This is a genomic window from Actinosynnema pretiosum (assembly GCF_002354875.1).
In the GTDB taxonomy this organism is placed as follows: domain Bacteria; phylum Actinomycetota; class Actinomycetes; order Mycobacteriales; family Pseudonocardiaceae; genus Actinosynnema; species Actinosynnema auranticum.
Genome location: NZ_CP023445.1, coordinates 2,242,336 through 2,268,888 on the forward strand (window position 1 = coordinate 2,242,336; position 26,553 = coordinate 2,268,888).

At 71.8% G+C, this 26,553-nt stretch carries 36 protein-coding genes and 4 tRNA genes; 9 read left to right on the plus strand and 31 right to left on the minus strand.

The window, feature by feature from the left end; genetic code table 11:
- Positions 1–79: 79 nt before the first annotated feature.
- From CNX65_RS10040 to rox, 3 genes are all read left to right on the plus strand, one after another.
- Entirely contained in the window at positions 80–961 is an 882-nt protein-coding gene (locus tag CNX65_RS10040; RefSeq protein WP_096492531.1) for a trypsin-like serine peptidase, read from the plus strand.
- Between the two features lie 143 nt (positions 962–1,104).
- Positions 1,105–2,628, plus strand: coding sequence for a S8 family peptidase (locus CNX65_RS10045; RefSeq protein WP_177154644.1), 1,524 nt, complete (start codon positions 1,105–1,107; stop codon positions 2,626–2,628).
- A gap of 307 nt (positions 2,629–2,935) precedes the next feature.
- Positions 2,936–4,366 carry a rifampin monooxygenase gene (gene rox / locus CNX65_RS10050; RefSeq protein WP_096492533.1) on the plus strand — a complete coding sequence of 477 codons (1,431 nt, stop codon included), beginning with the start codon at positions 2,936–2,938 and terminating at the stop codon, positions 4,364–4,366.
- 31 nt (positions 4,367–4,397) lie between these two features.
- On the opposite strand, the gene CNX65_RS10055 is transcribed toward rox, so the two are convergent.
- The 5 genes from CNX65_RS10055 to CNX65_RS10075 form a co-directional block, all read right to left on the minus strand.
- A complete protein-coding gene (locus tag CNX65_RS10055; protein WP_096492534.1) occupies positions 4,398–4,817 on the minus strand; it encodes a hypothetical protein in 420 nt (139 codons plus the stop codon).
- Between the two features lie 227 nt (positions 4,818–5,044).
- A tRNA-Val gene (locus tag CNX65_RS10060) sits at positions 5,045–5,116 on the minus strand.
- A gap of 1 nt (position 5,117) precedes the next feature.
- A tRNA-Cys gene (locus CNX65_RS10065) sits at positions 5,118–5,189 on the minus strand.
- A 60-nt stretch (positions 5,190–5,249) separates the two neighbouring features.
- Positions 5,250–5,322, minus strand: a tRNA-Gly gene (locus CNX65_RS10070).
- Positions 5,323–5,454: 132 nt separating this feature from the next.
- Positions 5,455–5,880, minus strand: coding sequence for an SsgA family sporulation/cell division regulator (locus tag CNX65_RS10075; protein WP_015800852.1), 426 nt, complete (start codon positions 5,878–5,880; stop codon positions 5,455–5,457).
- Positions 5,881–6,124: 244 nt separating this feature from the next.
- Here CNX65_RS10075 and CNX65_RS10080 point away from each other — a divergent pair, with 244 nt between their 5' ends.
- The 4 genes from CNX65_RS10080 (at position 6,125) to CNX65_RS10095 (ending at position 8,107) form a co-directional block, all read left to right on the plus strand.
- Positions 6,125–6,778: an RNA polymerase sigma factor gene (locus CNX65_RS10080; protein ID WP_309142046.1), complete on the plus strand. Its 654-nt coding sequence runs from the start codon at positions 6,125–6,127 to the stop codon at positions 6,776–6,778.
- Positions 6,775–7,551, plus strand: coding sequence for an anti-sigma factor (locus CNX65_RS10085; RefSeq protein WP_157767571.1), 777 nt, complete (start codon positions 6,775–6,777; stop codon positions 7,549–7,551). Before CNX65_RS10080 ends, CNX65_RS10085 begins: the two co-directional genes overlap by 4 nt.
- A gap of 14 nt (positions 7,552–7,565) precedes the next feature.
- The gene (locus CNX65_RS10090) at positions 7,566–7,985 is read left to right on the plus strand and encodes a TIGR02611 family protein (RefSeq protein ID WP_096492537.1); all 420 of its coding nucleotides are present in this window, start codon (positions 7,566–7,568) and stop codon (positions 7,983–7,985) included.
- A gap of 50 nt (positions 7,986–8,035) precedes the next feature.
- Positions 8,036–8,107 (plus strand) — tRNA-Val (locus CNX65_RS10095).
- 77 nt (positions 8,108–8,184) lie between these two features.
- Here the strand turns inward: CNX65_RS10095 and CNX65_RS10100 are convergent.
- The 26 genes from CNX65_RS10100 to CNX65_RS10205 all read right to left on the minus strand — a co-directional run bounded on the left by CNX65_RS10100 (position 8,185) and on the right by CNX65_RS10205 (position 24,785).
- Positions 8,185–9,414, minus strand: coding sequence for a site-specific integrase (locus CNX65_RS10100; protein WP_096492538.1), 1,230 nt, complete (start codon positions 9,412–9,414; stop codon positions 8,185–8,187).
- A 1-nt stretch (position 9,415) separates the two neighbouring features.
- Complete coding sequence (locus CNX65_RS36820) at positions 9,416–9,592, minus strand: excisionase family DNA-binding protein (protein ID WP_218182238.1); 177 nt, start codon at positions 9,590–9,592, stop codon at positions 9,416–9,418.
- A 47-nt stretch (positions 9,593–9,639) separates the two neighbouring features.
- Positions 9,640–10,782 carry a DUF3631 domain-containing protein gene (locus CNX65_RS10110; RefSeq protein ID WP_096492540.1) on the minus strand — a complete coding sequence of 381 codons (1,143 nt, stop codon included), beginning with the start codon at positions 10,780–10,782 and terminating at the stop codon, positions 9,640–9,642.
- Entirely contained in the window at positions 10,779–11,657 is an 879-nt protein-coding gene (locus CNX65_RS10115; protein WP_177154645.1) for a DNA cytosine methyltransferase, read from the minus strand. Before CNX65_RS10115 ends, CNX65_RS10110 begins: the two co-directional genes overlap by 4 nt.
- Positions 11,658–11,682: 25 nt before the next feature.
- Positions 11,683–12,207 carry a hypothetical protein gene (locus CNX65_RS10120; RefSeq protein WP_096492541.1) on the minus strand — a complete coding sequence of 175 codons (525 nt, stop codon included), beginning with the start codon at positions 12,205–12,207 and terminating at the stop codon, positions 11,683–11,685.
- A complete protein-coding gene (locus tag CNX65_RS10125; RefSeq protein WP_096492542.1) occupies positions 12,204–12,491 on the minus strand; it encodes a hypothetical protein in 288 nt (95 codons plus the stop codon). The genes CNX65_RS10120 and CNX65_RS10125 overlap by 4 nt, the downstream gene beginning before the upstream one ends.
- On the minus strand, positions 12,488–13,312 hold the full coding sequence (locus CNX65_RS10130; protein ID WP_096492543.1) for a deazapurine DNA modification protein DpdA family protein: 825 nt from the start codon (positions 13,310–13,312) through the stop codon (positions 12,488–12,490). The genes CNX65_RS10125 and CNX65_RS10130 overlap by 4 nt, the downstream gene beginning before the upstream one ends.
- A complete protein-coding gene (locus CNX65_RS10135; protein ID WP_232519775.1) occupies positions 13,309–14,265 on the minus strand; it encodes a bifunctional DNA primase/polymerase in 957 nt (318 codons plus the stop codon). The genes CNX65_RS10130 and CNX65_RS10135 overlap by 4 nt, the downstream gene beginning before the upstream one ends.
- Positions 14,266–14,419: 154 nt before the next feature.
- Entirely contained in the window at positions 14,420–14,566 is a 147-nt protein-coding gene (locus CNX65_RS35240) for a hypothetical protein (RefSeq protein ID WP_157767572.1), read from the minus strand.
- A gap of 55 nt (positions 14,567–14,621) precedes the next feature.
- Positions 14,622–14,744 carry a hypothetical protein gene (locus tag CNX65_RS37755; protein WP_256374052.1) on the minus strand — a complete coding sequence of 41 codons (123 nt, stop codon included), beginning with the start codon at positions 14,742–14,744 and terminating at the stop codon, positions 14,622–14,624.
- A gap of 74 nt (positions 14,745–14,818) precedes the next feature.
- Complete coding sequence (locus CNX65_RS10140; RefSeq protein WP_157767573.1) at positions 14,819–15,613, minus strand: hypothetical protein; 795 nt, start codon at positions 15,611–15,613, stop codon at positions 14,819–14,821.
- Between the two features lie 475 nt (positions 15,614–16,088).
- Positions 16,089–18,347, minus strand: coding sequence for a P-loop NTPase family protein (locus tag CNX65_RS10145; RefSeq protein WP_232519776.1), 2,259 nt, complete (start codon positions 18,345–18,347; stop codon positions 16,089–16,091).
- A gap of 4 nt (positions 18,348–18,351) precedes the next feature.
- Complete coding sequence (locus CNX65_RS10150; RefSeq protein WP_096492546.1) at positions 18,352–19,443, minus strand: hypothetical protein; 1,092 nt, start codon at positions 19,441–19,443, stop codon at positions 18,352–18,354.
- Complete coding sequence (locus CNX65_RS10155; protein WP_096492547.1) at positions 19,440–19,691, minus strand: hypothetical protein; 252 nt, start codon at positions 19,689–19,691, stop codon at positions 19,440–19,442. Before CNX65_RS10155 ends, CNX65_RS10150 begins: the two co-directional genes overlap by 4 nt.
- Positions 19,688–19,921 (minus strand): hypothetical protein, encoded by a 234-nt coding sequence (locus tag CNX65_RS10160; protein ID WP_096492548.1) that lies wholly within the window; start codon positions 19,919–19,921, stop codon positions 19,688–19,690. The genes CNX65_RS10155 and CNX65_RS10160 overlap by 4 nt, the downstream gene beginning before the upstream one ends.
- A 134-nt stretch (positions 19,922–20,055) precedes the next feature.
- A complete protein-coding gene (locus CNX65_RS10165; RefSeq protein ID WP_096492549.1) occupies positions 20,056–20,601 on the minus strand; it encodes a hypothetical protein in 546 nt (181 codons plus the stop codon).
- A gap of 111 nt (positions 20,602–20,712) precedes the next feature.
- Complete coding sequence (locus CNX65_RS35245; protein WP_157767574.1) at positions 20,713–20,886, minus strand: hypothetical protein; 174 nt, start codon at positions 20,884–20,886, stop codon at positions 20,713–20,715.
- Positions 20,887–20,931: 45 nt separating this feature from the next.
- Positions 20,932–21,105 (minus strand): hypothetical protein, encoded by a 174-nt coding sequence (locus CNX65_RS36065; protein WP_177154646.1) that lies wholly within the window; start codon positions 21,103–21,105, stop codon positions 20,932–20,934.
- A 98-nt stretch (positions 21,106–21,203) separates the two neighbouring features.
- A complete protein-coding gene (locus tag CNX65_RS10170; RefSeq protein ID WP_096492550.1) occupies positions 21,204–21,614 on the minus strand; it encodes a RapZ C-terminal domain-containing protein in 411 nt (136 codons plus the stop codon).
- A 25-nt stretch (positions 21,615–21,639) separates the two neighbouring features.
- Positions 21,640–21,858 (minus strand): hypothetical protein, encoded by a 219-nt coding sequence (locus CNX65_RS10175; protein ID WP_096492551.1) that lies wholly within the window; start codon positions 21,856–21,858, stop codon positions 21,640–21,642.
- A gap of 38 nt (positions 21,859–21,896) precedes the next feature.
- Complete coding sequence (locus CNX65_RS10180) at positions 21,897–22,178, minus strand: hypothetical protein (protein WP_096492552.1); 282 nt, start codon at positions 22,176–22,178, stop codon at positions 21,897–21,899.
- A 40-nt stretch (positions 22,179–22,218) separates the two neighbouring features.
- On the minus strand, positions 22,219–22,425 hold the full coding sequence (locus CNX65_RS10185; protein WP_096492553.1) for a hypothetical protein: 207 nt from the start codon (positions 22,423–22,425) through the stop codon (positions 22,219–22,221).
- Between the two features lie 607 nt (positions 22,426–23,032).
- Positions 23,033–23,245 (minus strand): hypothetical protein, encoded by a 213-nt coding sequence (locus CNX65_RS10190; protein ID WP_096492554.1) that lies wholly within the window; start codon positions 23,243–23,245, stop codon positions 23,033–23,035.
- Positions 23,242–23,676, minus strand: a complete 435-nt coding sequence (locus CNX65_RS10195) for an RRQRL motif-containing zinc-binding protein (protein WP_198320453.1) — start codon at positions 23,674–23,676, stop codon at positions 23,242–23,244. The genes CNX65_RS10190 and CNX65_RS10195 overlap by 4 nt, the downstream gene beginning before the upstream one ends.
- Before the next feature lie 33 nt (positions 23,677–23,709).
- On the minus strand, positions 23,710–24,222 hold the full coding sequence (locus CNX65_RS10200; RefSeq protein WP_096492555.1) for a Pycsar system effector family protein: 513 nt from the start codon (positions 24,220–24,222) through the stop codon (positions 23,710–23,712).
- Positions 24,222–24,785, minus strand: coding sequence for a hypothetical protein (locus CNX65_RS10205; protein ID WP_096492556.1), 564 nt, complete (start codon positions 24,783–24,785; stop codon positions 24,222–24,224). The genes CNX65_RS10200 and CNX65_RS10205 overlap by 1 nt, the downstream gene beginning before the upstream one ends.
- A gap of 290 nt (positions 24,786–25,075) precedes the next feature.
- Between CNX65_RS10205 and CNX65_RS10210 the strand changes: the two genes are divergently transcribed.
- Entirely contained in the window at positions 25,076–25,645 is a 570-nt protein-coding gene (locus CNX65_RS10210; RefSeq protein ID WP_198320454.1) for a GntR family transcriptional regulator, read from the plus strand.
- On the plus strand, positions 25,626–26,348 hold the full coding sequence (locus CNX65_RS10215; protein WP_096492557.1) for a GntR family transcriptional regulator: 723 nt from the start codon (positions 25,626–25,628) through the stop codon (positions 26,346–26,348). The genes CNX65_RS10210 and CNX65_RS10215 overlap by 20 nt, the downstream gene beginning before the upstream one ends.
- Positions 26,349–26,553 lie beyond the last annotated feature (205 nt).

The window sequence follows — 26,553 nt, forward strand, 5'->3', positions numbered from 1 at the left end:
CCGGAGACGCCCACCCGCCCCTCGTCGGTAGCTTCCAGGTGACGGTCCCTGCCGCCCGCCCACGAGAGGTGGAAACCCCATGCGCACACCACTGGGAGCACTGGCGATCGCCCTCCTGTTACCCCTGCTGGCCGTCCCGCTCGCCCAAGCGGCCCCCGAGGCGTCCGACTACTGGACCCCGGACCGGATGCGCGCCGCCGCCCCGCTGGACCTGCCCACCGTCGCCCCGTCCGACGTCGAGGACGTCCCCGCCGCCCCGCCCGCCGAGGTCGCGCCGCAGGCGATCCCGAACGGCGGCGGCCCCTGGACCGGGGGCGGCGCGGTCACCACCACCGCGGGCCGCGTCTTCTTCACCTACCAGGGCCGCACCGCCTCGTGCAGCGGCAACGCCGTGACCAGCGCCAACAAGAGCACCGTGATCACCGCGGGCCACTGCGTCAAGCTCGACGGCGCCTACCACACCAACGTCGTCTTCGTCCCCGCCTACGCCAACGGCGCCACCCCGTACGGCACCTGGACCGCCCGCGCGACCTACAGCACCCCGCAGTGGAACGCGTCCGAGGACATCAACTACGACGTCGGCGCGATCGTCGTCAACCAGCTCGACGGCCGCAACCTCACCGACGTCGTCGGCGGCCAGGGCATCGCGTTCAACCAGCCGAAGGCCGCCCCGACCTACGCCTTCGGCTACCCGGCCGCCGACCCGTACGACGGCACGAGGCTCATCTACTGCAGCGGGACCACCTTCAACGCCTTCCTCAGCTCCGGCATCGGCCTGGGCTGCGACATGACCGGCGGCGCGAGCGGCGGCCCGTGGTTCCACGGCTTCTCCGAGGCCACCGGTGTCGGAACGCTGATCTCGGTCAACAGCTACAAGATCGTCATCCTGCCGTTCTGGATGTTCGGCCCGTACTTCGGCGCGGACGCCCAGAACCTCTACAACCAGGCCCAGGCGGCCTGACCGGCGCGGGGGGCGGGCCCGGCCCGCCCCCCGTTCGGCAACGCGCACCAACCTCCCCGATCCGCCCCCGCGCCCCCTGCCGGACCTGCCACCCTCACCCGACTTGATCAAGGGAGGCGTCCGTGGGACGTGCAGGGATCGGCGTGAGAGCGGTAGCGGGTTCGGTGCTCCTGGCACTGGCCCCGCTGGGGGCACCGGTGGCGCAGGCCCAGGAGGTGAGCATCACCCTGGCCGCACCGGGAACCGCCATCGAGGGCAGCTACCTGGTCGTGCTGGAGGACGGCGCGTCCGAGACCGCGCAGGCCCTCACCGAGGAGCACGGCGGCCAGGTCACCTCGACCTGGAAGTCCGCGCTGAAGGGCTTCGCCGTCAAGGCGTCCGAGGACGAGGCGAAGCGCCTGGCCGCGGACCCGGCCGTGCGCGCCGTCGCGCAGAACGCCGCGTTCACCGCCACCGACGTGCAGTACAACCCGCCGTCGTGGGGCATCGACCGGATCGACCAGCCCGGTCTGCCGCTGGACCAGGCGGTCCACACCGACAACAGCGCGGCGACCGTGCACGCCTACGTCATCGACAGCGGCATCCGCACCACCCACCGCACCTTCGAGGGCCGCGCCAGCTGGGGCGTGGACCTGGTCGACGGCAGCAGGCAGGACTGCGCCGGTCACGGCACGCACGTCGCGGGCACCATCGGCGGCAAGGAGTTCGGCGTCGCGAAGGACGTCAAGCTGGTCGCCGTCCGCGTCCTGGACTGCGACGGCGGCGGCACCCTGGAGGGCGTCGTCAGCGGCGTCGACTGGGTGACCGCGAACGCCGTCAAGCCCGCCGTGGTCAACATGAGCCTGTCGTCGCAGGCCCCCGGCGGCCCCACCCTGGTGGACGACGCGATCCGCAACTCCATCGGCTCCGGCCTGACCTACGCGCTGTCGGCGGGCAACCGCAACGCCGACTCCTGCACCTACAGCCCGGCCAGGGTCACCGAGGCGATCACCGTCGGCGCCTCCACCAGGACCGACGCGCGCGCAGGCTTCTCCAATTACGGCCCCTGCGTCGACCTGTTCGCGCCGGGCGAGGGCATCAACTCGGCCGACGCCGCCAACGACACCGGCTCGTTCGACGCCGACGGCACGTCCATGGCGGCCCCGCACGTGGCGGGCGCCGCGGCCCTCGTCCTCGGCCGCACCCCGAACGCCACCCCGGCGCAGGTCCAGGACGCCCTGAAGACCTCCGGCGTCGCCAACGTCATCACCAACCCCGGCACGGGCTCCCCGCGCACCCTGCTGCAGACCCGCCCGGCCCAGCAGGACGTCAAGCCGCTGATCCGCTACTGGCGCTCCCCGGACCACTACAGCTCCGCCACGGGCGTCGGCCGCCAGGGCTACACCGCCGAGGGCTCCCTGGGCGGCCTGCGCACCACCCCGTTCGACGGCGGTCGCGCCGTCTACCGCTGCACCTACGCCGGCTGGGACAGCTTCACCTCGATCCAGCCGGACTGCGAGGGCCACGCGAACGAGGGTGTGCAGGGCTACGCCCACACCACCGCCCAGCCGAACACCCACCCGCTGTACCGCTGCTTCGTCCCGGCCACCGGCGACCACATGGACAGCACGGACCCGAACTGCGAGGGCCAGGTGACGGAGGGCCTGACCGGCCACGTCCTGAACTGACCCGCCGCGTCCTGAACTGAACCGCCGCGCCCGCGCCACCGCACCACGTGGCGCGGGCGCCGTGCTCCCCGGCGCGCCGAAGCACGAGGTCGAACCGCTGAGAAGTCCCCGGAACCGGGGGAGGAGGACGGGACAGCACTCCCCGCCACTGTCAACGTATAGCGCACACCCCCTCTTGCCGCAAGACCCCCGTCCGGCCGCACAATCTCCGCCCGAAGCCCCCACGACCCCGGCGCGACCGGGGTCCCGCACCGCGCCCCACCGGGCGCGGCGGCGGGCTGAACCGAACCACGGCGAACGGGCAACCATGATTGACGTGATCATCGTCGGAGCCGGACCGACCGGTGTCGTGCTGGCCGCGGAGCTGCGCCTGCACGGGGTCGAGACCCTGGTCCTGGACCGGGAGCCGGAACCGCCCGCGCACGTCCGCGCGCTGGGCCTGCACGTGCGCAGCATCGAGCTGCTCGACCAGCGCGGCCTCCTGGACGACTTCCTCGCGCGCGGCGTGAAGCACCCCCTGGGCGGCTTCTTCGCGGGCATCACCAAACCCCTGCCGCCGGACGCCCTGGACACCGCGCACGGCTACGTCCTCGGCATCCCCCAGCCCGTGGTCGAGTCCCTGCTCACCGCCCACGCGCTCAAGGCGGGCGCCGAGATCCGCAGGGGCGCCGAGCTCACCGGCCTGGCCCAGGACGCGGACGGCGTCACCGCCGAGCTGGCCGACGGCTCCACCCTCCGCGCCCGCCACCTGGTCGGCTGCGACGGCGGTCGCAGCACCGTCCGCAAGCTGCTCGGCGTCCCGTTCCCCGGCGAGCCCAGCAGGGTCGACACCCTCCTCGGCGAGCTGGAGCTGACCGCGCCCCCTGAGGAGATCACCAGGGTCGTCACCGAGGTCCGCAGGTCCCAGCTCCGCTTCGGCGCGGGCCCGCTGGGCGACGGCCGCTACCGCGTCGTCGTCCCCGCCGCCCACGTCGCCGAGGACCGGGCGACCCCGCCCACCCTGGAGGAGTTCGCCGCCCAGCTCAGGGCCACCGCGGGCACCGACCTCGGCGCCCGGAGCCCGCGCTGGCTCTCCCGCTTCGGCGACGCCACCCGGCTCGCCGACCGCTACCGCGTCGACCGCGTCCTGCTCGCGGGCGACGCAGCCCACGTCCACCCGCCCACCGGCGGCCAGGGCCTGAACCTGGGCGTCCAGGACGCCGTCAACCTCGGCTGGAAGCTCGCCGCCGAGATCACCGGCTGGGCCCCGCCGACCCTCCTGGACACCTACGGGGCCGAGCGCCGCCCGGTCGCCCGCGACGTCCTGGACAACACCCGCGCCCAGATGCAGCTGCTCTCCACCGAACCCGGCCCGGTGGCCGTCCGCGCGCTGCTGTCCGAGCTGATGGACTTCGAGGAGGTCAACCGCCACCTCATCGGCAAGGTCGTGGCGATCGACCTCCGCTACGACCTCGGCGACGACCACCCGCTGGTCGGCAGGCGCCAGCGGGACCTCCAGCTCGGCCGCTCCCGCCTCTACGAGCTGACCCGCGCCGGGCGCGGCCTGCTCCTGGACCAGACCGGGAAGCTCACCGCGTCGGGCTGGGCGGACCGGGTCGACCACGTCGTGGACACCGGCGACGGGCTCGCCGCCCCCGCCGTGCTGCTGCGCCCGGACGGCCACGTGGCCTGGGCGGGGGAGGACCAGGAGGCACTCGACGCCCGCCTCCGCGAGTGGTTCGGCGCCCCTCGCCCCTGACCCCGCCTGCGTCAGGCGACCGGGGAGCGCGTCACACGCTGTGCCTGCGCGCGACCGGCCGCGCGTAGTGCTTGTGCAGCGCGCCGACGTGCCCGGCCCAGAACAGCTGGCGGTCGGTCGCGTTGCCCGGAACCGGAAGGCCCTTGGCCCTGGCCAGCGCGTAGAACCCGGACCCCGCGTCGTTGGAGCTGAGGTACTGCACGAGCGCGCTGATCAGCAGCCCGCCGGTCTCCCGGAACGAGCCCTCGGCGATGTGCCCCAGCAGGTCGCCGAGCGCGGCCCGCTCGGACTCCGCGTCGAAGTCGAACGCGCGCAGGCCGGTGCGCCGCGCGATGGTCGCGTTGAACTCGGTGTACGTGGTCATGCGCTTCAACTCCGCCTGCTCGACGAGGAATCTCCTCCCCTCCTCCGCCAGCGTCTCCCACTCGTCGTCCGAACGCCCGTACCGCACGATGACTCCTCTTCTCACCGGCCGCCGCGAGAATCGGCGGACCACGGATGGAGTGGTGCGCGGAACCGCGTTCCACCCGGCGAGCGGGCGCCGCCCGGCGCATTCGGGACAGCGGGGAACCGCTCGCGTGCCGCGGGTCGTCCCCGCGGCACGACCGGAAGTGCTCCGCGCACAGCAGAACGCCCGGTAGGTGGATAACCACCTACCGGGCGCTCGGCCTTCTCCTGTGGACGATACTGGGATTGAACCAGTGACCCCTACCGTGTCAAGGTAGTGCTCTCCCGCTGAGCTAATCGTCCGAGGCGGAGACGGGAATCGAACCCGTGTACAGGGCTTTGCAGGCCCTTGCCTAAGCCACTCGGCCACTCCGCCAACTTCTCCGGAATGCTAGCACACCGAATATTTGGCCTGAGCCCAAGGGGCCCTCTGCCGAGCGGATGACGAGACTCGAACTCGCGACCCTCACCTTGGCAAGGTGATGCGCTACCAACTGCGCTACATCCGCACGCCCCTCGGAATTCACTTCCCTTTGCCGTTTCCGGCTCCGGTTCGCGTCTTCCTCGGTGCAGGAGGAACTTTATTACACACCTGGCCGCAGAATCAAATCGGGGGTCCCCCGGCCCTGCGACCTGCGCTTTCAGCTCAGGTCGTTGGAGATCAGGTGCGTCAGCGCCTCGTCCACGTCGACCCACAGGTGCTCGTTCCCCGGAACCACGACGTCGTACGTCCGGTCGAGGAAGTCGGCGAGCTCCTGGGCGGAGGCCTCGAACATGGCGTGCCCTGACGGCGAGCTGAGCTCGATCACCACCACCTCGGGGTCGTCGGCCGCGGGTCGGATCCGGACGTCGCCGTCACCGGCGTCCGCGATCAGCCCGTCGGCGAGGAGGTCGCGGGCGAACACCCACTCGACCCACCCGGCGCGGCCGGTGCGGAACGCGGCGATGACCGCGTACGGGTCCTTCGTGTCGTATCGGAGCTCCACCTGCACCGGAACAGCCGGGGTGCGTGGCGCCAGCAGGTCGAAGACCGCTGTTGAGCGGAGCGTGACGTGGTCATTGCGCATCGTCGTTACCCTCTTCTCCCTTCCCGGCCTAGCAAACGACCGAGTTCGCCAGATGTGACGTGTCTGTGGCGAGGAACGCTCGACATCGGGGCGTTTATCACCCTTCTGGGCTAACAAGACTTCTGTACGTGCCTGTTTTGTTGCTCTCTGTATCCGCTGGTGTCCCCTCTAGGGCTATCTTGCTCGGTTTAACCTGAACCCGGTACCGGCTGTTGCGCGAATGTTGGACGTGAGGACCTCTCTGGTGGCTTACCCGCCCGCACCGCCGCCGCGCCCAGACCCCCCGGCACCTGCCGCGACGGGCGAGCGGGCGTTCGACGCCGCCCTCGTCGCGCGGGTGGTCGAGGGGGACCGGACCGCGTTCGGACATCTGTACGACCGCTACGGTCGTCCGGCTTACTCCTTGGCCAGGAGGATCTGCGTCGACCCCGACCTCGCCGAGGACGTGGTGCAGGAGGCCTTCCTGGTCCTGTGGCGCAGTCCACAAGGGTACGACAGCGCCAAGGGCGCGTTCGGGACGTGGCTGATGACCGTGGTGCACCACCGCGCGGTCGACGCCGTCCGCAGGGAGAACACCCGCAGGGTCAGGTCCGTGCCGCTCACCGACGAGGTGTCCGAGCGCGCCGTGCCGCCCGCCGAGGGCGCGGACGGCGCCGCGCTGGCCGGGCTGGTCGGCGCGGAGGTGCGGGCCGCGTTGGGCAGGCTGCCCGAGGACCAGCGGCAGGTGCTGTCGCTGGCGTACCTGGGCGGGTACACGCAGGCCGAGGTGGCGGCGCTGACCGGGGTGCCGCTGGGCACGGTCAAGTCGCGCACGTTCGCGGCCGTGCGGCGGCTGCGGGGGTTGCTGCGGTCCGTGTGGACCGGGGAGAACGACGAGGCGACGGAGGCGCGGCGGTGACGGGGGAGTCGGGGCGCTGCTCCGGTGAGGAGCTGGCGGCCGGGTGGGCGCTGCGGGCGCTGGGGCCGGACGAGGAGGTCGCCTTCCTGGCGCACCTGCCCGGCTGCGCGCGGTGCGCGCGGGTGGTGCGGGAGACCGAGGAGGTGGCGGCTGCGATCGGCGGAGCCCTGGAGCAGCACGACCCGCCGCCACGGCTGCGGGCGAGGCTCCTGGCGGCCGTGGAGGCGGAGCCGGTCGACGCGCCCGCTGCGCCCTCTGCGCCCGTTGCAGTGCCCCTGAGGCCACGCCGACCCTGGCCGAGGCTCCTGACCGCCGCGGCGGCTGCCCTGGTCCTCCTGGCGGGCACGGGGGCCGCGGTGCGCCTGTCCCAGCTGACCGACCGGGTGGCGGAGGTCGACGCGCGAGCGGCCCGCTACCAGCGCGCCCTGGCCGTGGCGACCGACCCGACGGCGTCCCGCACCGTCCTGCGCGCGCAGTCGGGCGACACCAGGGCGGTCCTCCTGTCGGCGGACTCCGACGCCGCGGTGCTCCCCGTCGCCCTCCCCCCGAACGACGGCGCGGCCCAGGTCTACGTCGTCTGGGGCCTGAGCACCCCGACCCCGGCCCCCCTGGCGACCTTCGACGTCCCAGGCCCCGGCGAGGCCCCCGAACTCCTCTCGTGGAACCCGGAGGCGGCGGCGCACGACGAGTACGCGATCTCCCTCGAACCGGGCAGGACGGCGCCGTCCACCCCATCGGATGTGGTCGCCTCGGGCCTGGTGGCGCCGGCGTGAGCCATGATGGGCGAATGCGCACCGAGGAGGAAAGAACGATCGGCGCCACCCCGAAGTGGGTCCGCCGCAACCCCGCGCTGCGGCTGGCGTACCGCATCGGGGTCGGGGTCGTCGGCGGGCTGGTGCTGGTCCTCGGCGTGGTGTTGATCCCGTACCCCGGACCGGGCTGGCTGGTCGTGTTCGCGGGCTTGGCGATCCTGGCGACGGAGTTCGCGTGGGCGGGCAGGCTCCTGAAGTTCGCGAAGCGCTACTACGACGCGTGGGTCGAGTGGCTCAAGCGCCAGTCCGTCGTGGTCAAGCTGCTCGTGCTGACGTGCACCTGCCTGGTCGTCCTGGCGACCTGCTGGCTGCTGGGCGCGTTCTCCCTGGTGGGAGGCTGGCTGGGCCTGGACTGGCCGTGGCTGGGGAGCCCGATTTTTGGAAACCGGGGGTGATGTTGTACGGTATGCACACACCGCGAGAGCGGGGCGGGAAAACTGAATGAGGGCGATTAGCTCAGCGGGAGAGCGCTTCGTTCACACCGAAGAGGTCACAGGTTCGATCCCTGTATCGCCCACCGCAGGTCAGAGGCCCAGCAGCCATCAGGTTGCTGGGCCTCTGTCGTTGTTGCCAGCAGCGAAGTACAGCAGCGGCTCAGAAGTCGAGGCTTTCGCTGAGCTGTTGCAGCGCCTTTCGCGTCGTGTCGTCCGACACCTCGGTGTAGATCTCCATGGTGACCTTCATGTTGGCGTGGCGAAGAATGCGCATGACCACCCGAGGGTGCACGTTCAGCTCCGCCAGCAGTGAGGCGCAACTCCGCCTGCCGTCGTGCACGGTGATCTTCGGCACCCCGGCTTTCTCGCAACGCCGGTCCCAGGACCGGTTGAAGTTGCGCGGCTCGATCGGGGTGCCGTGCCGGGTGGTGAAGAGCAGCCCGCTCTCGTGCCAGGCCACGTCCGCCTCCTGGCGGTCGAGGAGGCGTTGCCGACGGCGGAGCCTGATCGCCGTGGCCGCGATCGGGGGCATGGGCAAGGTGTCCTCCGACGCCTCCGTCTTGGTCTCGCGGTGCAGGAGCTGCCCCCGGACGCGCTGGAGCTGGTAGCCGATGTCCAGGACGCCCAGGTCCTCGTCAGCGGCGCCCATCGGCAGGCCCAGGACCTCGCCCTTGCGCATGGCCATCGCGATGACCAGCACGTACCCGGCGTAGAACGGGTCATCGTCCTCGCGCGCCGAGACCAGGAACGACTTGGCCTGCTCGGTCGTCCACCGCTTGGCCTTGCGCTTGCGGGGTCGCTGGCTCACCCGTGGCACCTTGACCAGCTTCATGACGTTCTTGGCCAGCAGTTCCTCGGTCATGGCGTGGGTGAGCGCCGACCGCAGGCAGGCCCGGACGTCGTTGAGCGAGCGCAGGCTCAGGAAGCCCTTGCAGCACTCGCCCTTCGCGCAGCACCGCCGCTTGTCCTCGGCGCGCTTGGCGTCCTTGCCCTGGGCGCAGCACTGGCAGGTGCGGGCGAGCTTGTTCATCCACTGCTGTCCGACCCGGACGGGGAAGTTCAACGCCTTGTCGCCCAGCTCCGGGAGGATGTGCAGGCGCACGAACGTCTCGTAGGTGGAGTGGGTGAGCGGGGCCGAGTTCGGCTTGATCACCTCTTCCAACCAGTTGTGCAGGTACGGCCCGAGCTTGGGCACCGACGTGGCGACCGGACCGTCCGCAGCCTCGCCGTGGAGCTTGACCCACTTGGCGTGGACGATCTCCCGCGTCTTGCCGTAGACGTACTTGCGGGTTGGTCGCCCTGACGGCGTCTGAACCCACACGTAAGCGGCGTAACCGTTGCGGTAGGGGTAGATGGACCCCTCGCCGTTCTCCCGCGCTTTCCCGGCCATCTCAGGCCGTCCCGGTGACGCGCTGGATGTAGTCGTCCACCCACTCGGGCATGACGCGGCGGCTGCCACCGTCCTTGATGGACTGGATCTTTCCGTTGGCCACCAAGGCTTTGGTCTTGGACAGGCCGTAGCCCAGCAGTGCCGCCACCTGGGAGACGGTGTACCACTTGGGCGACAGTAGAACCGTCGTGCTGCGGACTCCTGTTTGTGCTTGCGTTGGCCTGCTCACGCGGCACCTCCCGTGTGGATGTTCCGGAACGGAGTGACGTTGTCGGTGTTGCCCGGCGCGGAGTCCTGCTCGTCCGGGGTGAGGATCGGGCAGTAGCGCCGCCAGGCGTCCGCGAAGTCGTCGCGGTAGTAGCCCTTGGCCTGGGAGCCGTCGGGGAAGCGGATGTTGCGCGAGGTGATGCGGTACTCGCGCAGCATCGCGCCCAGCCTGTGCCCGGTCAGCCCGGCGTTTCCGGAAGCGCGCCACGGGGCTTCCGGGTCGGCGTTGAGGCGCAGCAGCAGCTGCGAGGTGGGCATGGCGGGGGAGTCGGCGAAGATGGCGCGGCAGTCGCGCAGCAGGTGGACACCGGGGGTGCCCTCGTCGTCCTCTGCGGCTTCAGCGGTGAGGGCGAGCACGGCGGCGCGGGCGCGGTCGGGCCAGGTGCCCCCGGCGTGGTCGGCGACGATGACGAGCGGTTCCCAGGTGTCGGCGGCGCGGTCTTCGACGGGCATGGCGGGTTCGGCTTCCTCCAGGGCGGACAGGTCGGCGCGGAGCCACCGGTAGAGCTGTTCGGCGATCTCCCGCAGGCCGGGGCGGTCGCGGCGGTGGCGGTAGGGCGCGGCGTTCTCGCCGGGCGCGCGGCGGCGCATCCGCACGACCACGGCGCGGTCCTCGATGGTGTCGGGCATGGCGCCGATCCCGGCGAGCGCGGCCATGGCGAAGGTGGGGATGGATTCGACGGTGCCGGTGTTGGCGTCGTAGCGCTTGGCGGGCCGGTTGCGCTGGTGCCCGGCGTTGAGCAGCCCGCGCAGGTCCTCGTTGCCGTCTGCCTTGGGGCCGAAGATGGTGTCGGCCTCGTCCACCAGCATGGTGGGCGGGTCCTCGCTGATCGAGCGGTAGACGGCGGCGGAGGAGCTGTTGACGGTGATGAACGGGTCGTGGCTGGTGGCCTCCACCACGTCGAGCAACCTGCTTTTGCCGCAACGCTTCTCCGGGCCACGGATCACCAGGCGCGGGGCGTGCGCCCACGCGGGTTGGGCGTGCGTGGCGGCGATCCAGAGCGTGATGGCGTCGGCTGCCTCGGGCCGGGGCAGCACCACGTAGCGGGTGAGGGCGTCGTGCAGCGCGTCCAGCAGGGCGGCGGCGGTCGTGGTGGTCATGAGGCTTCCTTTGAGCGGGCGCGGTACGCGCGCTGGCGGCAGGCCGGGGAGCAGTGCCGTGGCCACCGGCCGGTGGCGGGTCGGGTGAGGGCGGTGCCGCAGTGGCAGTGACGCAATCCACCGGTGGCATCCGTCAGCGGTCCCGTCCGGTGTGGTGACGTTTGAGTCCTGGTCGCTTCCGTCACCGTGGCGGGGCGGTCGGGGTGGATGAGCAGTTGGGTGCCGATCCAGGTGGTGTAGGCGGGTGGGATGGCCTGGGTGAGGTTGTCCCAGGGCATCCAGTCGATGCCCATCGCCGTGCGCCCGCCCTCGGCACCGCCGTGGGGTGACGTTTCCTGGTCGACGTGCCCGCGGGGCTTTCGTCCCTGCCCGCGGGGCTTCCGTCTCGTGCGCTGGCCGTGGGTGCCGTAGACCGGCACAGCCGGGGCGTCGCGGTCGTGGTGGCAGTCGGTGCCGCGCAGGGGAACGTTGGACTCGAACAGCCGGTGTCGGCGCACCCCCAACCTGAGGGTGTCCCCGCACAGCCGGATCGGGTCCAGCAACGGTGCGCCGGGCACGTTCTCGATGACGTAGGCCCACGCGGTGCCGGTGGCCACGGCCTGCCGCAGGCGTTCGCGGATCGGGGCGACCAGGTCGGGGTGGTCGTCGCGGCGGTCGGCCGGGGTGGCGCAGCAGTAGCGCTGACACGGCGGGGACGCGGCGATCACGTCGTAGCCGTCCAGGTCGACGGTGAGGGCGTCGGCCCGGATGAACGGGAACGGGTAGTGCGGCTGGGGTTCGATGTCCACGCCGGTCACGTCGAACCCGGCGGCGTGGTACCCGGCGGACGCGCCCCCGGCGCAGCAGAACAGGTCCAGCAGTCTCGGTCTGGTCATGGCTGGCCTTCCGGTTCCGAGGTGGTCAGGTGTGGTCGGGGAAGCGCGCGGGGTGGTCGGCGGCGCAGCCTGGGCACAGCCAGTGCTGCCCGGCGCCGGGGTTGTTCCAGCCCTCGGCGCGGGCGTGGGCGGCCAGCGCGTGCCGGTCGGGCCGGGCGGGCAGGGTGAGCGGGACGCAGTAGGGCGCGGCGCAGGCCAGCGCCCACGTGGTGGCGTCGTGCGTGGTCGTGGGCGTCCAGCTCGGCCGCGCCCAGTGGAGGGGGCGGCCGTAGTCGAGCGCGGTGGTCAGGTCGAACAGCACGAGCTGCACCAGGTGGTCGAGCGTGCGGTCGGCATGGAGCGCGGTGGCGGGGCGGGTCCAGTTGGTGAGCGGGGACAGGGCGTCGGCGGCCTCGCGGGCGTGGGTCAGGCAGGTTGGCGGGGTGAGGTGGATGCCGCTGGGCTGGTGGGCGACGCGGTACTCGTTGGCCCAGGGCGGGGTGTCGCGGTCGCGGTAGGGGGTGATGACCAGGCCGGGGGCGGTGGTTGGGTGTCCGGTGTGGGTGGTCATGGCCTCTCCTCGGGCGTCAGGTACTCGCTGCCCCAGCGCTCCCACTTCTCGGGCGGGATGTGCTCCCACACGCGGGCGGTGCCGTGGCGGGGGTCGGGGTTGGTGGCGTGGTGTTCGGTGGGCAGGTAGCGGCGGGGTGCGGCGCAGTGGTGGCCGATGGGGTAGCGGCCTCGGCGGGTGGCCTGGCGCAGGGTCAGCCAGTCCCGGTAGGTGAACCAGCGGCCGTGGCAGGGGCCGCCGGTCAGCGCGACCAGGTCGGTACGCGGGTCGGTGTAGGCGCTCATGCGGCGGCGCCCAGGTCGGCGGACGGGAAGTTCGCGGACGGGTGGTCGAGCAGTCGGGCGCGCCACTGCTTGGCCCAGACCAGGCAGTTGGCGCAGTTCTTGGCCCCGCGCGGGTGGACGCTGCCGCAGAGCGGGCGCTTTTTGCGGCGGGCGTCCTCGGACCAGGCCATCGAGTCGGCGGAGTCGAGCAGGTCGCCGAACAGGCGCAGCCCCAGGGTCTTGACCCCGAAGCCGTGCAGGCGGGTCACGCCGTGGTCGCGGACGGTGCGCACGATCTGGTGGGCTTCCTCCATGCCCTGGCGGCGGCACACCGACCCGATCCCCACGAGCGGTTCGGCGGACAGATCGATCCCGACGTGCTCGTAGAGGTCGATGCAGTGGCGGTACTGGTCGGCGGTGTAGCCCTGGATGACCGGCAGCCAGGGCAGGTCGGGGGCGATCTCGCGCAGCTGCACCGCGCTGGCCACGGTGCGCCGCTGGTGTTCGGCCACGGACAGCCCGGTCCCGGCGAAGTGCATCCGTCCGGCCTGTCCGCCGGAGATGACGACGGGTTCACACATCCAGTCCTGGATGGCCGCGAACTCCAGGTGCCCGATCTCGTCGTGGTAGCGGCGCACCCGCGCCGTGTACTCGCGCGGCCCGACGGTCCAGCGGCCGTGCTTCTGGAGTTGGGTGAAGCCTCCGGAGTCCAGGCCCCACGGGGCGATCGCGCGGGGAAGGGTCTTATAGGGGCGTAGGCGGGTGTCGGAGACGAACAGCGGGACTCCGGCGGTGGCCAGCGCGCCGGGCTGGTGGAAGCCCAGCAGGAACCGGGCCCTCACGCCGTCCGCCGGTCCGGGGTCGGCCCCCGGCGCGGACGGGCCTCACCGGCACGCAGGCCATTGCGCACGGTGCGGGTGATCTCGCGTTCGGTGCAGCGGCATCCGGGGGTGCCGATGATGCCCAGTCCTGCGGTGATCAGGACGTCCTCTGCTGTAGCCGCTGGGAGTTCGCCCCCGCCCACCAGCTGCCCGAGCGCGACCCCGGCCACGAACAGCGTGCTGCTGTGCGCCCCTGGCGGGGCCTGTGCGACGCGGTCGCGCTCACCGGCCACCGCTGCCGCGACGTACGCGGGCACCCGCTCAGAACAGCTCACGATCGGCGCTGTGCGGGCCGTACGTGGCCTGGGAGACAGGCGCTGGACCAACCAGCCCGGCAGGGTGGCGACCGCGCCCGTGTCGTCCGGGCGGTAGTAGGCCCCGACCGGGGTGATCGAACCGACCGCGACCACGTAGCCGCCCCAGGCTCGGGTGTCCACCTTCCAGCCCAGCCCGGTCGTGCCGCTCTCGCCCTGGGTGTTGCGCAGCCGCACGCCCTGCGGCGCCCGGAAGTACAGGTGCTGCCCGCCGCTGGGGGTGATCACCTGGCGGGTGTCGTGGCCCTGGGGGTGTCCGGCGTCGGAGCACAGCAGCCGCCACACGTCCCGCCCGTCCCGTGCCCCCCTGCGGCTCCAGCCGTCCGGGACCTCCTCGGCCGGTGACTTGGCGGTGTCCAGGTCGACCACCACCAGGCTGCTGGGGCCGGTGGCCACGCCGATGTTGAACGGCCCGGCCGACCAGCAGCGGCGCACGACGTCCGGGTCGGTGGTGGCGCGCTGCTCCCACCCGAGGTGCCCGCCTGCGCACGGGCCGGTGCGCGGGCAGTGGGTCAGGCCGTGCAGGGCGGGGCGCTTGGTGCCCGGCCGCAGCGGGAAGACGTGCAGCCCTTCGGCGGCGGCGTCGAGTGCGTGCCGCATCAGTGATTCGCAAATGCGAATATCGGAGTCCATGGCGTCTCCTGTGAACTGACGGTGCGGAGTCCCACGCCGGGGACGTGAGCGGTCACGTCCCCGGCGTGGGCAGGATGAACGGGTCAGGCGAAGGTGTCCGCCGGGCGGATGCCGTCCGGGATCAGCGCGAGTGGTCCACGCCGCAGTCGCGGCAGCAGTCGCAGGTCCCGCAACACTTCTCCTTGTAGCACTGGAGGCAGCTCACGACGCCGGGGTACCAGCAGCGCATCTGCTGAACCCGCACGAGCTTGACGAGGGTGTTGCGCATGGCGTTCTCCTTGCTGTGGTTGGGTTTTCTTCCTGAGCTAGACGGTGTGGGCAGGTCAGAAGTAGTCGCAGGTGCACTCGTACGTGTGGCCGGGCTCCTCGGAGAAGCAGGCGCCGCAGTCCTCGCAGTGCAGGTCTTCGGGACCTCCGCAGCGGCGGCAGATGGGGCTTTCGGGCATGACGTTCTCCTTGCTGTGGTTGGGATTCCGGTGTCCGTCAAGTCACGTCCCTGTTGTGACCTGCGCAAGGTGTGTCAGCTGACCTGCTTGCCGTTGACGAACACACGACCGCTTCCGGTAGTGCTGAACCGGTCGCCTTTCCGATGGAAGGTGACGCCGGTCTGCTGCGTGACGATGTCGTCCCCGCTGGCCGTGTTGACGGCGCGGAACCGGCCCTCGGCAGCCGTGGCGGCCTGCACGGCGTGCTCGATCTCGCGCTGCACGCGCTCGGCCTCGCGCCGGATGTGCTCGGCCTGCCGGTCGTCGGAGGTGGAGTAGGTGGTCCTGCTGGTGGCGCGCCCGTCGCCGTACCGGACGTTGTACTGCGCGCCCACGCGGGCGTTGCCGCTCACGACGTTGGTGTTGTGCACCGTCACCCCCGGCCCGCCGGTCACGTCCCCGCCCTGATCTGCGTCGAAGGTGAAGTGCGCACGTCCGCCGACGGTGAAGGTGTGGGTCTGCCCGTTCTGGTTCATGTGGACAGTCGGGGCGTTGGACTCGAAGGTCAGCGACTCGTGGCGGTCACCGACCACCACCCCGGTCTCGCCCTGGCTGGCGAGCACGTCCCCCTGCGGGGACAACCAGACGGCGGGCCGTTCGGCCGCCTCGGGCGCGGTGGTCACGTCCCCCGCCTGACCTGCGGTCTCGTCCTGCGCGGCGGGGGTGGCGAGGTTGTCCAGGCGTTCTTGAGCTGCGGCGATGGCGGCGGCGTCCCCGCTGCTCTTGGCCTCGCGCAGCTTGCGGCGCGCCCTGCTGACGCGCTTGCGGTGCGTGGCTGCGCTGCGGTGGTGACTGCCGCCTCGGCAGCGGCGCCCTCCGGCACGGCACATGGGCTTCCTTCCGGTCGGTGGTCACGCCCCCTTGCTGTGCAGGGGTTTTGGTCACTTGTCAGCACCGCGCGTCATGAGGCGCGCGGAGTAGGCGGCGTTGCCGGACAGGCTGGGCAGCCGCAGGTCAACGGGGTGTCGTGACGCTTCCCCATCGACGTGCCCGCGGTGCTTCCGTCAGCGCCCGCGGTGCTTCCGTCAGCGCCCATTCCGCCGAAACGCATCACTCCAGTCACTGTGCGTGTCCGTTCGTGGGTGTGCGGGGTCGGGGCGCGTGCTGCGCCCTCGATGGCATCGGCGGTGCCGACAGGGGTGGGGTGAAGCGACCCAGGAGTCCGGCCGACCCGCACTTTTCGGGGTGGATCAGGCCGTGAGGCCGGGCCGCTTCACTCCTTCACTACTTCACTTTCCGCAGTTCAGAGCCATGATCAGCGGTTTCGGGTGTCGAGTGAAGAATTTCACTGCTTCACTGCCGATTTCACTCGGCCGCAGCGCCCTCACCGGCAGCGTCCGCGCCCTCTTCGGAGAGGTCGGAAATGGTCCCCCGCACTACGATCTGTTCACGCACCGTGTTCGGGTCGACGTTGTAGGCGCCCGCCGTGCTGGGCACCTTGACGCCCTGCTCGGCCAGCGCCTTGATCAGGACCATGCGGTCGCGCATCTCCTGGTAGGGCAGGTGGCGCGGGTGCGCGGCCTTGAGCGCGGCCAGCACCTTGGCTGCGGTCACGGGCTGGTCATCCAGCACACCGAGCACGTCCCCGAGCAGGTCCCGGACCTCCTTGTCGCTGCTGGGCAGGGGGGCGTGACCGTCGTAGAGCTTGAGGGCGCGCTCGGTGACCTCGGCGACGTCGTCGCCGCTGAGGTAGCACGAGCGCAGCAGACCGGGCTTGGCCATCACCCCGCGCGCCATCGCGGTGCCCACGTCGCCCGGCCCCTCGGCCGTCTTGGGCTCCAGCGACACCGCCGTGATACCGGACTTGTGCGACCCGGTGCCCAGCACCGCGTCGTTGCTGGTGTGGTCGCCGATGGCAAAGCAGCACTTGCAGCTGACCACCGCCATCATCTTGCGCGGCAACGAGGTCGTGGACGGTTCAGGCGTGGCGAAGATCAGGGTGACGGCGTACTTGCGGGCGGCGGAGATCAGCTTGATGGCCACGTCCGCAGCAGCCTCGCCGTGCTCCTTGTCCATGAACAGCGCCTGGCACTCGTCCACGACCACGATGCGGGGCCGCAGCCGCTCGTCCTTGGCCGCGAGTTCGCGGGTGACCGCGCGCTCGCCGTGCTCCTTGAGCGCCTTGCCCCGCACCTCCAGCTCCGCGTACAGGTCGTTCAGGGTGTCCACGCACGCCTTGACGACCTCCTCCCCGGCCCCGGTGCGCAGGGCCCGCAGGCGCGGGGCCATCGGGTCGTAGTCGGCGTTCTCGGCCAGCACGAACACATCCACCATGACCAGCGGGTCCAGGATCGCCCCGGCCAGCAGCGTGATGATGAGCGTGGACTTGCCCGATCCCATCATCCCGGCGGCCACCCAGTTGGCCTCGGACAACCGGCCGGTGACCAGCTCGCCCCGGATGTTGAACCCGATCGGCACCCCGGCGAAGTAGTCGGCGGTGCCCTCCTCCAGCAGCGGCCACGGGTCCACCGGGCCGGACAGGGCGCCGGGGTCGGCCACCCACAGGTCCAGCACCCCGGCCTGCCCCTTGGGCTCGGACGGCCACACCTCCACCGGCACGCGCACGAGGTTGTGGGCGAGCACGCCCTTGCGCTTGACGATCTCCTCCACGGGCACGCCCAGCGGCAGCAGCAGCTGCATCCGCCACCCCTTGCCGTCGCGGTGCGGCGGCTGCACCCAGCGGGCCTCGGCCGTGGTGCCCCAGCCCTTCTTGAACGCGTCGCGCAGCGCGGGCAGCCCGTTCAGGTGTCGCAGCGCGGTCAGCACCGCGCCCTCATCGGGGATGATGTCGCGCCCGTCCGCCGGGGTGGGCGCGTCGCGCAGCGCCCGCATCGGCAGGGTGCCCCGCTCCCGGCCGACCGGGATCGAGCGGGCCGCCCAGGTCCCGGCACCGGCCAGCGCCCAGGCCCACCAGTAGCCGCCGACCGGGGACGCCTCGGCCACGGTGGTCCAGAAGTCCACGATGTCCTGCCACCGGTCGGTGAGCGAGCCCGCGCCGACAACGGCCTGCACGGCGGCGATGCCCAGCAGCACCACGTGCCCGGAGGCCAGGACCACCACGACCCCGCCGGAGCAGCGCAGGATCTCGATCCGGCGGGCCCGAGCGCGCTCGGCCGTGCCGGTGCGGCGCTTCTCCAGGGTCTCCTCCAACTCCCGCAGGGTGGCGAAGTCCTCCGGCCCCTTGGCGTTGACCCGCAGGGTGGTGATGGCCTGCTCCAGATCGAGGTGCAGGCGGCGGGCGCGGCGCTCGGCGCGGCGGATGCGCGCCCCGGCCACCGCGTACCCGGTGGTGCGCACCACGGCCCGGCCCACCCGGCGGGTGCGCTCGTGGGTGGCCCCGGTGCGCACCACCCGCGCCACCGCCACCGCCGTGGCGCGCACGCGCTGCGCGGCAAGGCGGCGGTCCAGCGCCTCGGACTCCTCCGGGGACAGCAGCTCCCCGGCAACCCCCACCGGCTCCAGCTCGACACCGGGCGCGGTGTGCGCGGCGCGGTCGGCGGGGCGCAGCGGCACCACGTTGTCGGGGCGGTCGTCGTCGTGCTCGTGGTCGTGGGCGGTGTTCACGCGGTCACCTCGTCTCGGGTCGGCTGACGGTGTTGCGCAGTTCGCGGGCGTACTCGCTGCCGCAGCGCAGGTACGCGCGGATGGCGCTGGCGGACGGGGTCGGCGGCAGGTCACCGGCCTTGATGGCGGCGTGCAGTCGGGGCAGCAGATCGGACGCCCGCGCGGACAGTCGTGCCTGAACGATCGGGGTGTCGGGCGCGTCGTCGACGATCACCGGGGCAGGCGGCGGCGGGGCCGTGGCGGTCTCGGGGGAGGCCGTCTCGGGCCGGGCGGTCGGGCCCGCCGGGGCGGGGGCGGTGGTGGTGTGGTCGAGTCGGGCGAAGCCCTCCCAGATGATCGGCAGGACGGTGACCGCGCCGACCGCGACTAGGGGGCCGATGGCATGGGCGAGCAGGGTCATGGGCTCGAAGCCCTGGGCCACGTAGGGCAGGTAGGGCCAGACGTTGAGCGTCAGGGTCACCCCCAGCGCGCTGAACTCGACCACGGTCAGGTGCCGGTGGTTCAGGCTCAGCCCACGGGTGGTCAGGAACGCTTTCGCGCCCACGACCACCAGCAGGATGGCGGAGATGACCGGTTCGACCGCCCACGCGCCCCACCAGGCCGCGCTGTGCTCGACCAGGTCGGCGGACAGGGTGTGGTGCACCCCGGTGGTGGACCAGGCCAGCGCGCCGACCAGGGCCAGCAGTGCCACCACGGTGAGCACCAGGCGCACGCGCGCGGCCTGCCACGCCCGCGACGCCGGGTTCTGCCCGAGGGCGTGCAGGCGCGCGGCCTCGTTGCTGCGCTTGAGCGCGCGCCGCACGCGGCCGGTGTCCACCAAGAGCGGCGCCTGGTCGTCCTGCAAGGCCAGCAGGGCGTGGGCCTCGGCGACCTCGGCGCGCAGCCCGCGCACCCGGCGGGTGTCCGCGCCGTCCCGGCGCTCCACCTGGGTTCCGGTCGGGTCGGTGACGGATCGGTCTTGGTCGCTTCCGTCACCGTGGCGGGGCGTCGGGGCGTTGGGGGCCTCGCTGGCGACGTAGCGTTCCACGGCGGCCACGGCGGCGGCGAACCGGTCGGAGTCGTCGGGGCCGGGCAGGGCGGGGGTGGTCGTGCTCATCGCAGCCTCCTCGGAGGACGGTGGGTGGCGAGCGCCGGGCGGGTGACGAGTCGGAGCAGTAAGGCGGCGGTCACCAGGGCGGGCACGCCCAGGACCAGGACCACGACGGCGGGGTGCTCGGCCTGCGTGATCACGGCCCACTGGGCGAGGCCGATCAGCCCGGCGGTGGCGAGCACCTTCCACAGCAGGACCAGCAGCACCAGGGCGACCAGCGCCCCGAGGCCGATCACGGGCGGGGGGACGCTCACGCGGCCACCCGCTCCCGCAGCGCCTCGGCCTCGTCGCGGGCGGCGTCCAGCACGGCGCGCGTCGCGGGGGCGTCGGGGTCGGTGGGGCGCGCGGCGAGCGCGGCGGACAGGATGCTCACCACGAAGTCGTGGTGGTGCAGCCAGGCGGACACGGGCGCGGCCCCGGCGGGGGCGGCGGCGTCCAGGGCGGCGACGGTGGCCGCGAGCGACAGGGCAACGGGCATGGTCATGACAGGTCCGATCTCCCCGCGCGGGGCGGGGCATGGGCGGGCGGAAGAGGGCCGGACCGGCGGGCGCGGTTCGTGGCGGAATGGGCTCCCGCCGGTCCGGTAGTGCAGCTCAGGCGCGGTAGTGGCCGGATGGGCTACCGGCCCGCCGCGTCGCTGGTCGACCTGCGGCCGATGCGCTTGCGGGGCTTGGGGTCGGGCAGACCGGCGCCGATCCGGCGCATGAGGTCGACCATCGCCGCGCTCAGGTTCTCCCTGGCGGCCTTGGCGGCGAGCCTGCGGCGGGTCAGCTCCTCGGCGCTGCGGCCGGGGTACATCGCGGTGTCCATGCGGTAGGTGCCCTGCACCGCGCCCTCGATCTGCTCGGCCAGCTGCGGGCACAGCGCGAGCAGCTGCGCGTGGGGCTTGGTCACGGCGGAGCGGGTGACCAGCGTGGCCGCGAGCGTGGTCTCGATCTCCTGGGCGTCGCCGCGCAGCCGGGCGGCCTCCAGGTCCCACATGGTCATGTAGTGGTCGCCCAGGACCCGCATGAGGTCGCCGTAGACCTCGACCACGGTGACCTGCCAGTCGTGCACGCGCCCGGCCTGGTCGGAGCGGGTCTTGAGCGTGCTGGTGAGCAGGGCACCGCCGAACACGCCGACCAGGGGCGCGGTGGTGGTGATCAGGGTGGACCAGGTGGACATGGCAGATCCCGTCTCCCCGCGCGGGGCGGGGCGTGGGTCGGGTGGAAGAGGGGGCGGACCGGCGGGCGCGGTTCGTGGCGGAATGGGCTCCCGCCGGTCCGGTGGTGCAGGTCAGGCGCGGTAGTCGCCGGTCAGGCGCACGGGCTTGCCGTGGACCGGGCACGTGGCGTTGGCGACGGCCGTCCCGTGGCTGCCCCGCACGACAGTGGTGGGCATGTCGTAGGAGACCGGGTGACCGGCGGGGCAGGTGCCGGTGGTGGGGACGGTGATGCTGATCGTGTCCATGCGCGCTCCTGGGGTGTCGGTGGCGGTGTGCCGGGTCAGTGCAGGTCAGGCGGGCCGCAGGTCCCGCCCGCTGGCGGTCAGGTACTCCCAGGTGCGGGGGCGCTGGCCGGTCGGGGCGGTGCCGTCGGCGGTCCGCACGAGCACGAGCGGGCCGCCGGGGCGGTCCTGGTAGAACTCGTCGCCGCTGCTGCTGTCCACGTAGTCGCGCTGGTGAGCCATGCCGGTCTCCTCTCGCCCCTGCTCGGGGCGCGGTTCGGGTGGAAGGGCGGTGCCGGGCGGGCGGTTCGTGGCGGAATGGGTCTGCCCGACGTGGTGGTTCAGGCGCCGGTGCTGTGGGTCTCGCTCGTGGTGTCGCGCAGCACGCGCGGCAGATGGATGTGCAGGTGCCGCACGGTGACCGGGTAGTCCCACACCTCGCGCAGCTGCTTGGCGATCTCCTCTGCCAGCGCCACGGAACGGTGTCGCCCTCCTGCGCACCCGACCGCCACGACGGCGGGCTTGCCGGACTCGACCAGGGCGGCGGTGAAGTCCGCCGCTGTGGTGGCGGCGTCGCGGGCGCCGGGGGTGTTCATGACCATGTCGCGCACGACCTGGTTCAGCCCGGTGCTGTCGAGCAGTCCGGCCGAACGCACGCGGGCCGGGTCGCGCAGGAAGCGGCGGGTGTCGATGGTGAGTTCCGCCTCGGGGGCGGGGCCGTGGAGGTAGCCGAACGACAACACGGTGATCATGCGGTTTCCCTTCAGTGGTGCGGGGTCAGGCGGCCAGTGCGCCGACCGGGTGGACGAACCCGGCGTGGCGCTGGGCGGGGATGGCAGTGCGTCCGGGGCAGGCCTCGCGGCCGGTGCCGCAGTGCACCCGCACGCGGCGGCCCGCGCCGTGGTCAACCAGCACCTTGGTCAGGCCGCATCCGTAGCGGCAACTGCGGGCGGTGTCGACAAGGACAGTGGCAAGGCGGTTTCCGTTGGTGTGCATGGCTTTTCCTGTTCAGAGTGGACACGCCGAAGGGGCGGTCAGCCGCGAGACAAGCGCCCGCGTGCGCTCTGCAACGCGAGCGCGGCCTGGGTCAGCTCGTAGTGCTGCTGGTGGACCTCGCGCCCAGAGCCGATCAACTGCCGGGACTGCCTGAGCAGGTCCTTGGACGCGCGGTCCAGGGCGCGGCGGGCGCGGTGCCAGTCCTCGGTCACCGTGGGCGCTCCGGACTCGTTCCGGATGACCACGGTGTTGCCGGGACCCGACCGCGTGGTGAATCCCAGGGCGGCGAGCACGCTGTCGGTGGTGGGCAGGTCGGACATGGTGGCTCCTAGGTGGTCGTCGGCGGCATGGCGGACGGGGTCAGGCGGCCTTCTTGCCCTCGGTCGCGGTCTTCTTCTGACGGGGCCCGGTGGCCAACCACCAGGCCTGGCAGCGCGGGTGCCCGCAGGTGGAACCGTTGGCGAACCGGCCACGCTGCTGTCGTCGGCCGCAGTGCCTGCCGGGCTTGCTCCCCGGCGCGTTGCAGTGGGTGGTGGAACTGGTCTTGAACAGGCTCGTGAGGGACACTGGTCCTCCTGGTCCCGCCCCTCGGGGGCGCGGGTCGGGTGGAAGAAGCCGGGGCGGCGGCGGTTCTTGGCGGAATGGGCGCCGCCCCGGCGCTGACGAAAGCCCCGCGGGGCGAAGACGAAAGCACCGCGGGCACGTCGACGGGGAAGCGTCACGCCACCCCGCCGCACGGCGGCTACAGCCGCCTACGGGCTAGATGCCGGGATCCTGGCACTCCCAGCAGCCGTCACCCCCGCACTCGATGCAGTAGTTGCCCTCGTCGTCCACCGGCTCGGGGTTGGCGTGCGGCACCAGGTTCTTGGGCATGGCGAAGTGGTCCTCTCCGGCGCGTGGGCGCCATAGGTGGGTGGAAGGGCCGAACCGGCAGCGGTTTCTTGGCGGAATGGGCACCGGTCCGGAAATCTGCGGGCTTGCTGTAGCCGGGGTCAGTCGGCGGTGACAGCCAGGTCGGCGGCGGGGGTGAGCACGAACGCGACCAGGTCCGCGCACAGCTGCGCGAGCTTGCGGGTGCGGCGGTGGCAGTCGCTGCGGTGCGCGGACTCCTAGCCCAGCATCGGCACGCCGCCGCCGATCAGCTCGGACAGGGCCTCGTCCACCTCGGCACCGCTCACCGCTGGCCCCGCTTCCTCTTGCCCAGCTTGGCGTCCTGCGCGTCCATCGCCCTGTCCAGCAACTCGCCGAACTCCTTCTTGGAGAGGCCGCTCTCCGCGAACGCGTAGTTCAACGCGGCCTCGCACGCGCCTGCGTCGTTCCGCCGCGAAGCCTCCATCGCCACGCCGAACTGCTCCCGCACGAACTGCTCACTCTCGGCCCTGCTCACGCTGCCTCCTGGCTCTGGTCGGTGTTCTCGATCTCGAAGCACGGCCAGCACAGGCGGGTGCTGGTCGGCAGGACGTAGAGCGGGTCCCGCCCGCAGCGGCGGCACAGCCGCCGGGCGAGGTTGGCCTTGGCCAGCGCGGTCCACCGGCCCGGCGTCATCGGCCGCACCGGCACGGCCCGCTCGATCAGGTAGAGCGATGCGAAGTTGACGCGCCCGGACCCGTTGTGCCGCACGTAGAGCACCGCGACCGGATCCGCACCGCCGGGCCTGAGGTCCAGCGCCCGCAACTGCCTGCGGGTGGCGAGCTTGTCCTTGGGGGCGCAGCCGTAGGACAGTAGCGGCAGCCCGTCGTGCGTGCCACGGGTGTACTGCGGGCCGGTCGCCCACGGCACCGAGTCGGTGAGCACCCACGAGAAGCGCTTCCCGGCCATGACATCAGCCCACCGGGACGGCGAGGATGCCCATCAGGCCGCCACCGCGATCACGGCCAGCGCCCCGGCGCCCAGCACCAGGCCCACGGCCGTGGCCGTGATCGCCACCTGCACCAGGCGGTAGCGGGCCACCGCCCGCTCCGACAACCGGGCCACGTCCTCGGCCAGCACCTCGGGCGAGATCTCCACCGCGCCCAGCGCGGCCAGCAGGTCAGCGGGGCGGTCCACGTGCTGCGCCCAGCAGGTCAGCCCCCACCCGGCCCGCCGCGACAACCGGGGGCTGATGGCACCCAGCAGGGTCAGGACCGCGACCAGCATCGCGCCCGCCGACGCCCACAGCAGCATCTCGGCCACCAGTGGAACGCCCGTGCCCTTGACCAGCGCGACCGCGCCCAGCAGGAACGTCGTGGGGAACGGCAGCAGCGGGAACGACTTCGAGTCGCCACGGGCGACCTGCGCCGCAGCCTCGGCCCCCGCCGCGTCCAGCCGCTTGAACAGCTCCGCCGACACGACCTCGGCCTGCGTCGTGGTGTTCTGCTCGGCCATCACGCGGCCCGCCCGAGGTAGAGCGGCAGCGGGGCCAGGGTGACCGGCACGACGCGGGTGGCCTCGTCCTGCCCAAGACGGCAGCCGTAGGTGGCGGAGTGCAGCAGGGCGTAGACCAGGCCCTCACCCTCGCGGCGAACGTGCAGCTTGCAGCCGTACCTGCACTCGCGCATGACCTGCACCTCGGCCCACGACCGGGTCGGACGCACGAACAGCACCACGTGCCGGGTGATCTCGGCGGCCTCTCGCCCGACGATCCGCACCGGACGCGGCCTGGGAAGAGGAGCCGGGGCGCTGACGGGCCGCAGCTGCGCGACGGGGGCCGCCTCGGGGGCGTCACCGGTCAGCACCGAGGCCAGGCCCTTGGGCAGGGCCTCCTCGGCGAGCGCCTGCGGCAGCGTCACACCGTAGGCCGGGACGATCCCGACGGCGGCACGAGCCGCGATGCGACGGTTCCGACGCTCCCGCGCCGACCCGTCCACGAACGCCCCCGTCGGCACCGAGGCGATCTCCTCGGACACCGTGAGTTCCTGGTCCACCTGCTGCTCCAACAGGGCGATCACTGCCGGAGTCAAACCGTCCGGGTAACCCGTGTTCTGCTTCGTGCGGGTATCCTTGTAGGACATCGCAAGCTCCTGAGGCTCGATGTGGTTCATTGCCCCGGCCGGTGTTGCAGCACCGCCGGGGCTTCTTGTTTTCGTGGCGACCGTTGCAGCGGTTGCCATGCCGAGAACCATATAGCCCTTCGCGAACAGTTGCAAGCTCTGGGTTGGGCTGACTTTATCGCCCTACGGTTAGGGTTGAGGCAGGTCGGGCAGCGGTGATCGCATCCTGCAGACCGAGAGGAGGCGGCTTGAGCAGCGAAAACAGGTTGGATGACTCGATGGGGTACGTGGTGGCACAGGGGGAGGGGGAGAGGGATGCGTGGGCGCAGGCAACGGCGGGTGCCCAGCGGTCCGGCGGGCAGCGATTGCGCGAGGTGGCCGAGGTGATTGCTCCGGTGGAGGTGGCGGAAGCGTTCAATCTGCCGGTTGGCGCCACTGCGGTGGTTCGTCGCCGGGTGATGCTGCTGGACGGGCGCCCAGTTGAGCTGACGGACTCCTACTACCCACTCGCGTTGGCGCGCGGTACGCGCTTGGCGCAGGCACGGAAGATCTCTGGCGGTGCGCCCACATTGCTGCGGGAGTTGGGGCATGAGGTGCGTCAGGTGGCCGAGGATGTGTCCGCGCGTCTAACGACCGATGACGAACAAGAGCTGCTGGGGCTGGCGAGGCCAATGCCCGTGATCCTGCTGCGTCGGACCTCCAAAACCGCTGTTGGAGTGCCGGTGGAGGTTAGCGTCATGACGATGCTCGCCGAAGGGCGGCACCTGCACTACGAGTTCACCGTGGGAGGTGACGACGATGCCCAGACGGGCCGATAGTCGACCGCTGCACCAACAGGTAGCCGCCGCGCTGCGCGCGCAGATCATGTCCGGTGACCTTGCGCCGGGTGCCCGGTTGCCCTCTACCTCGCAGCTCGTAGAGACTTTCGGGGCTGCCAATCCGACGATTCAAAAGGCGCAGGCGCAACTCAAGGACGAGGGCTACTTGCGTAGTCAACCCGGCAAGGGTGTCTACGTGCGCGAACGTGAGCCGTTCGTGGTGGAGGCGGGCAACTACTTCGCCCCCAGCCCTCGGGGCTATGCCTACCAACTTCTCGATGTCGCCGAGGTCGTCCCGCCCGCCGATGTGGCTACGGCCCTGGGGCTCACGGAGGGGGAGCGGGCGGTGTTGCGGCAACGGCTCATGACCCGAGACGGGGAGCCGGTTGAGCTGTCGTACTCCTACTATCCGGCACATCTTGCGGCAGGAACTCCGCTCGCTGGGCGAGGCAAGATTCGGGGTGGTGCGCCTCAGGTACTGGCTGAGCTTGGCTGTCCACAGCGAGAATTCGCGGATCGACTGTCAGCGCGTCAGCCCACCACTGAGGAAGTGGAGCTGCTGGACTTGCCTGCTGAGGTGCCCGTGATCCGCCAGTTCCGCACCATTCGTACCTACGGTGACCGACCGGTCGAAGTGACCGTGATGGTCAAAGGCGGACACCTTTACGAATTGCTCTACCGGGTAGAGGTCAGCGAGGGCTGAGCGGGTTGAGACTGCTTGAAGGACTGCGTCCATGGCTTGCACACTCGCCGATTGGTCTACTAACGCAGGCATCGTCGCCGTGCAGGGGGCTCCTATCCGTCCCAAGCGTCCCAAGCGTCCCAGTGCAGGTCAGCCCTGGGACGCTTTGAATCGTGGGACGCTTTGAAGCGTCCCGGCCAACTTGTCTGGGACGCTTCAAAGCGTC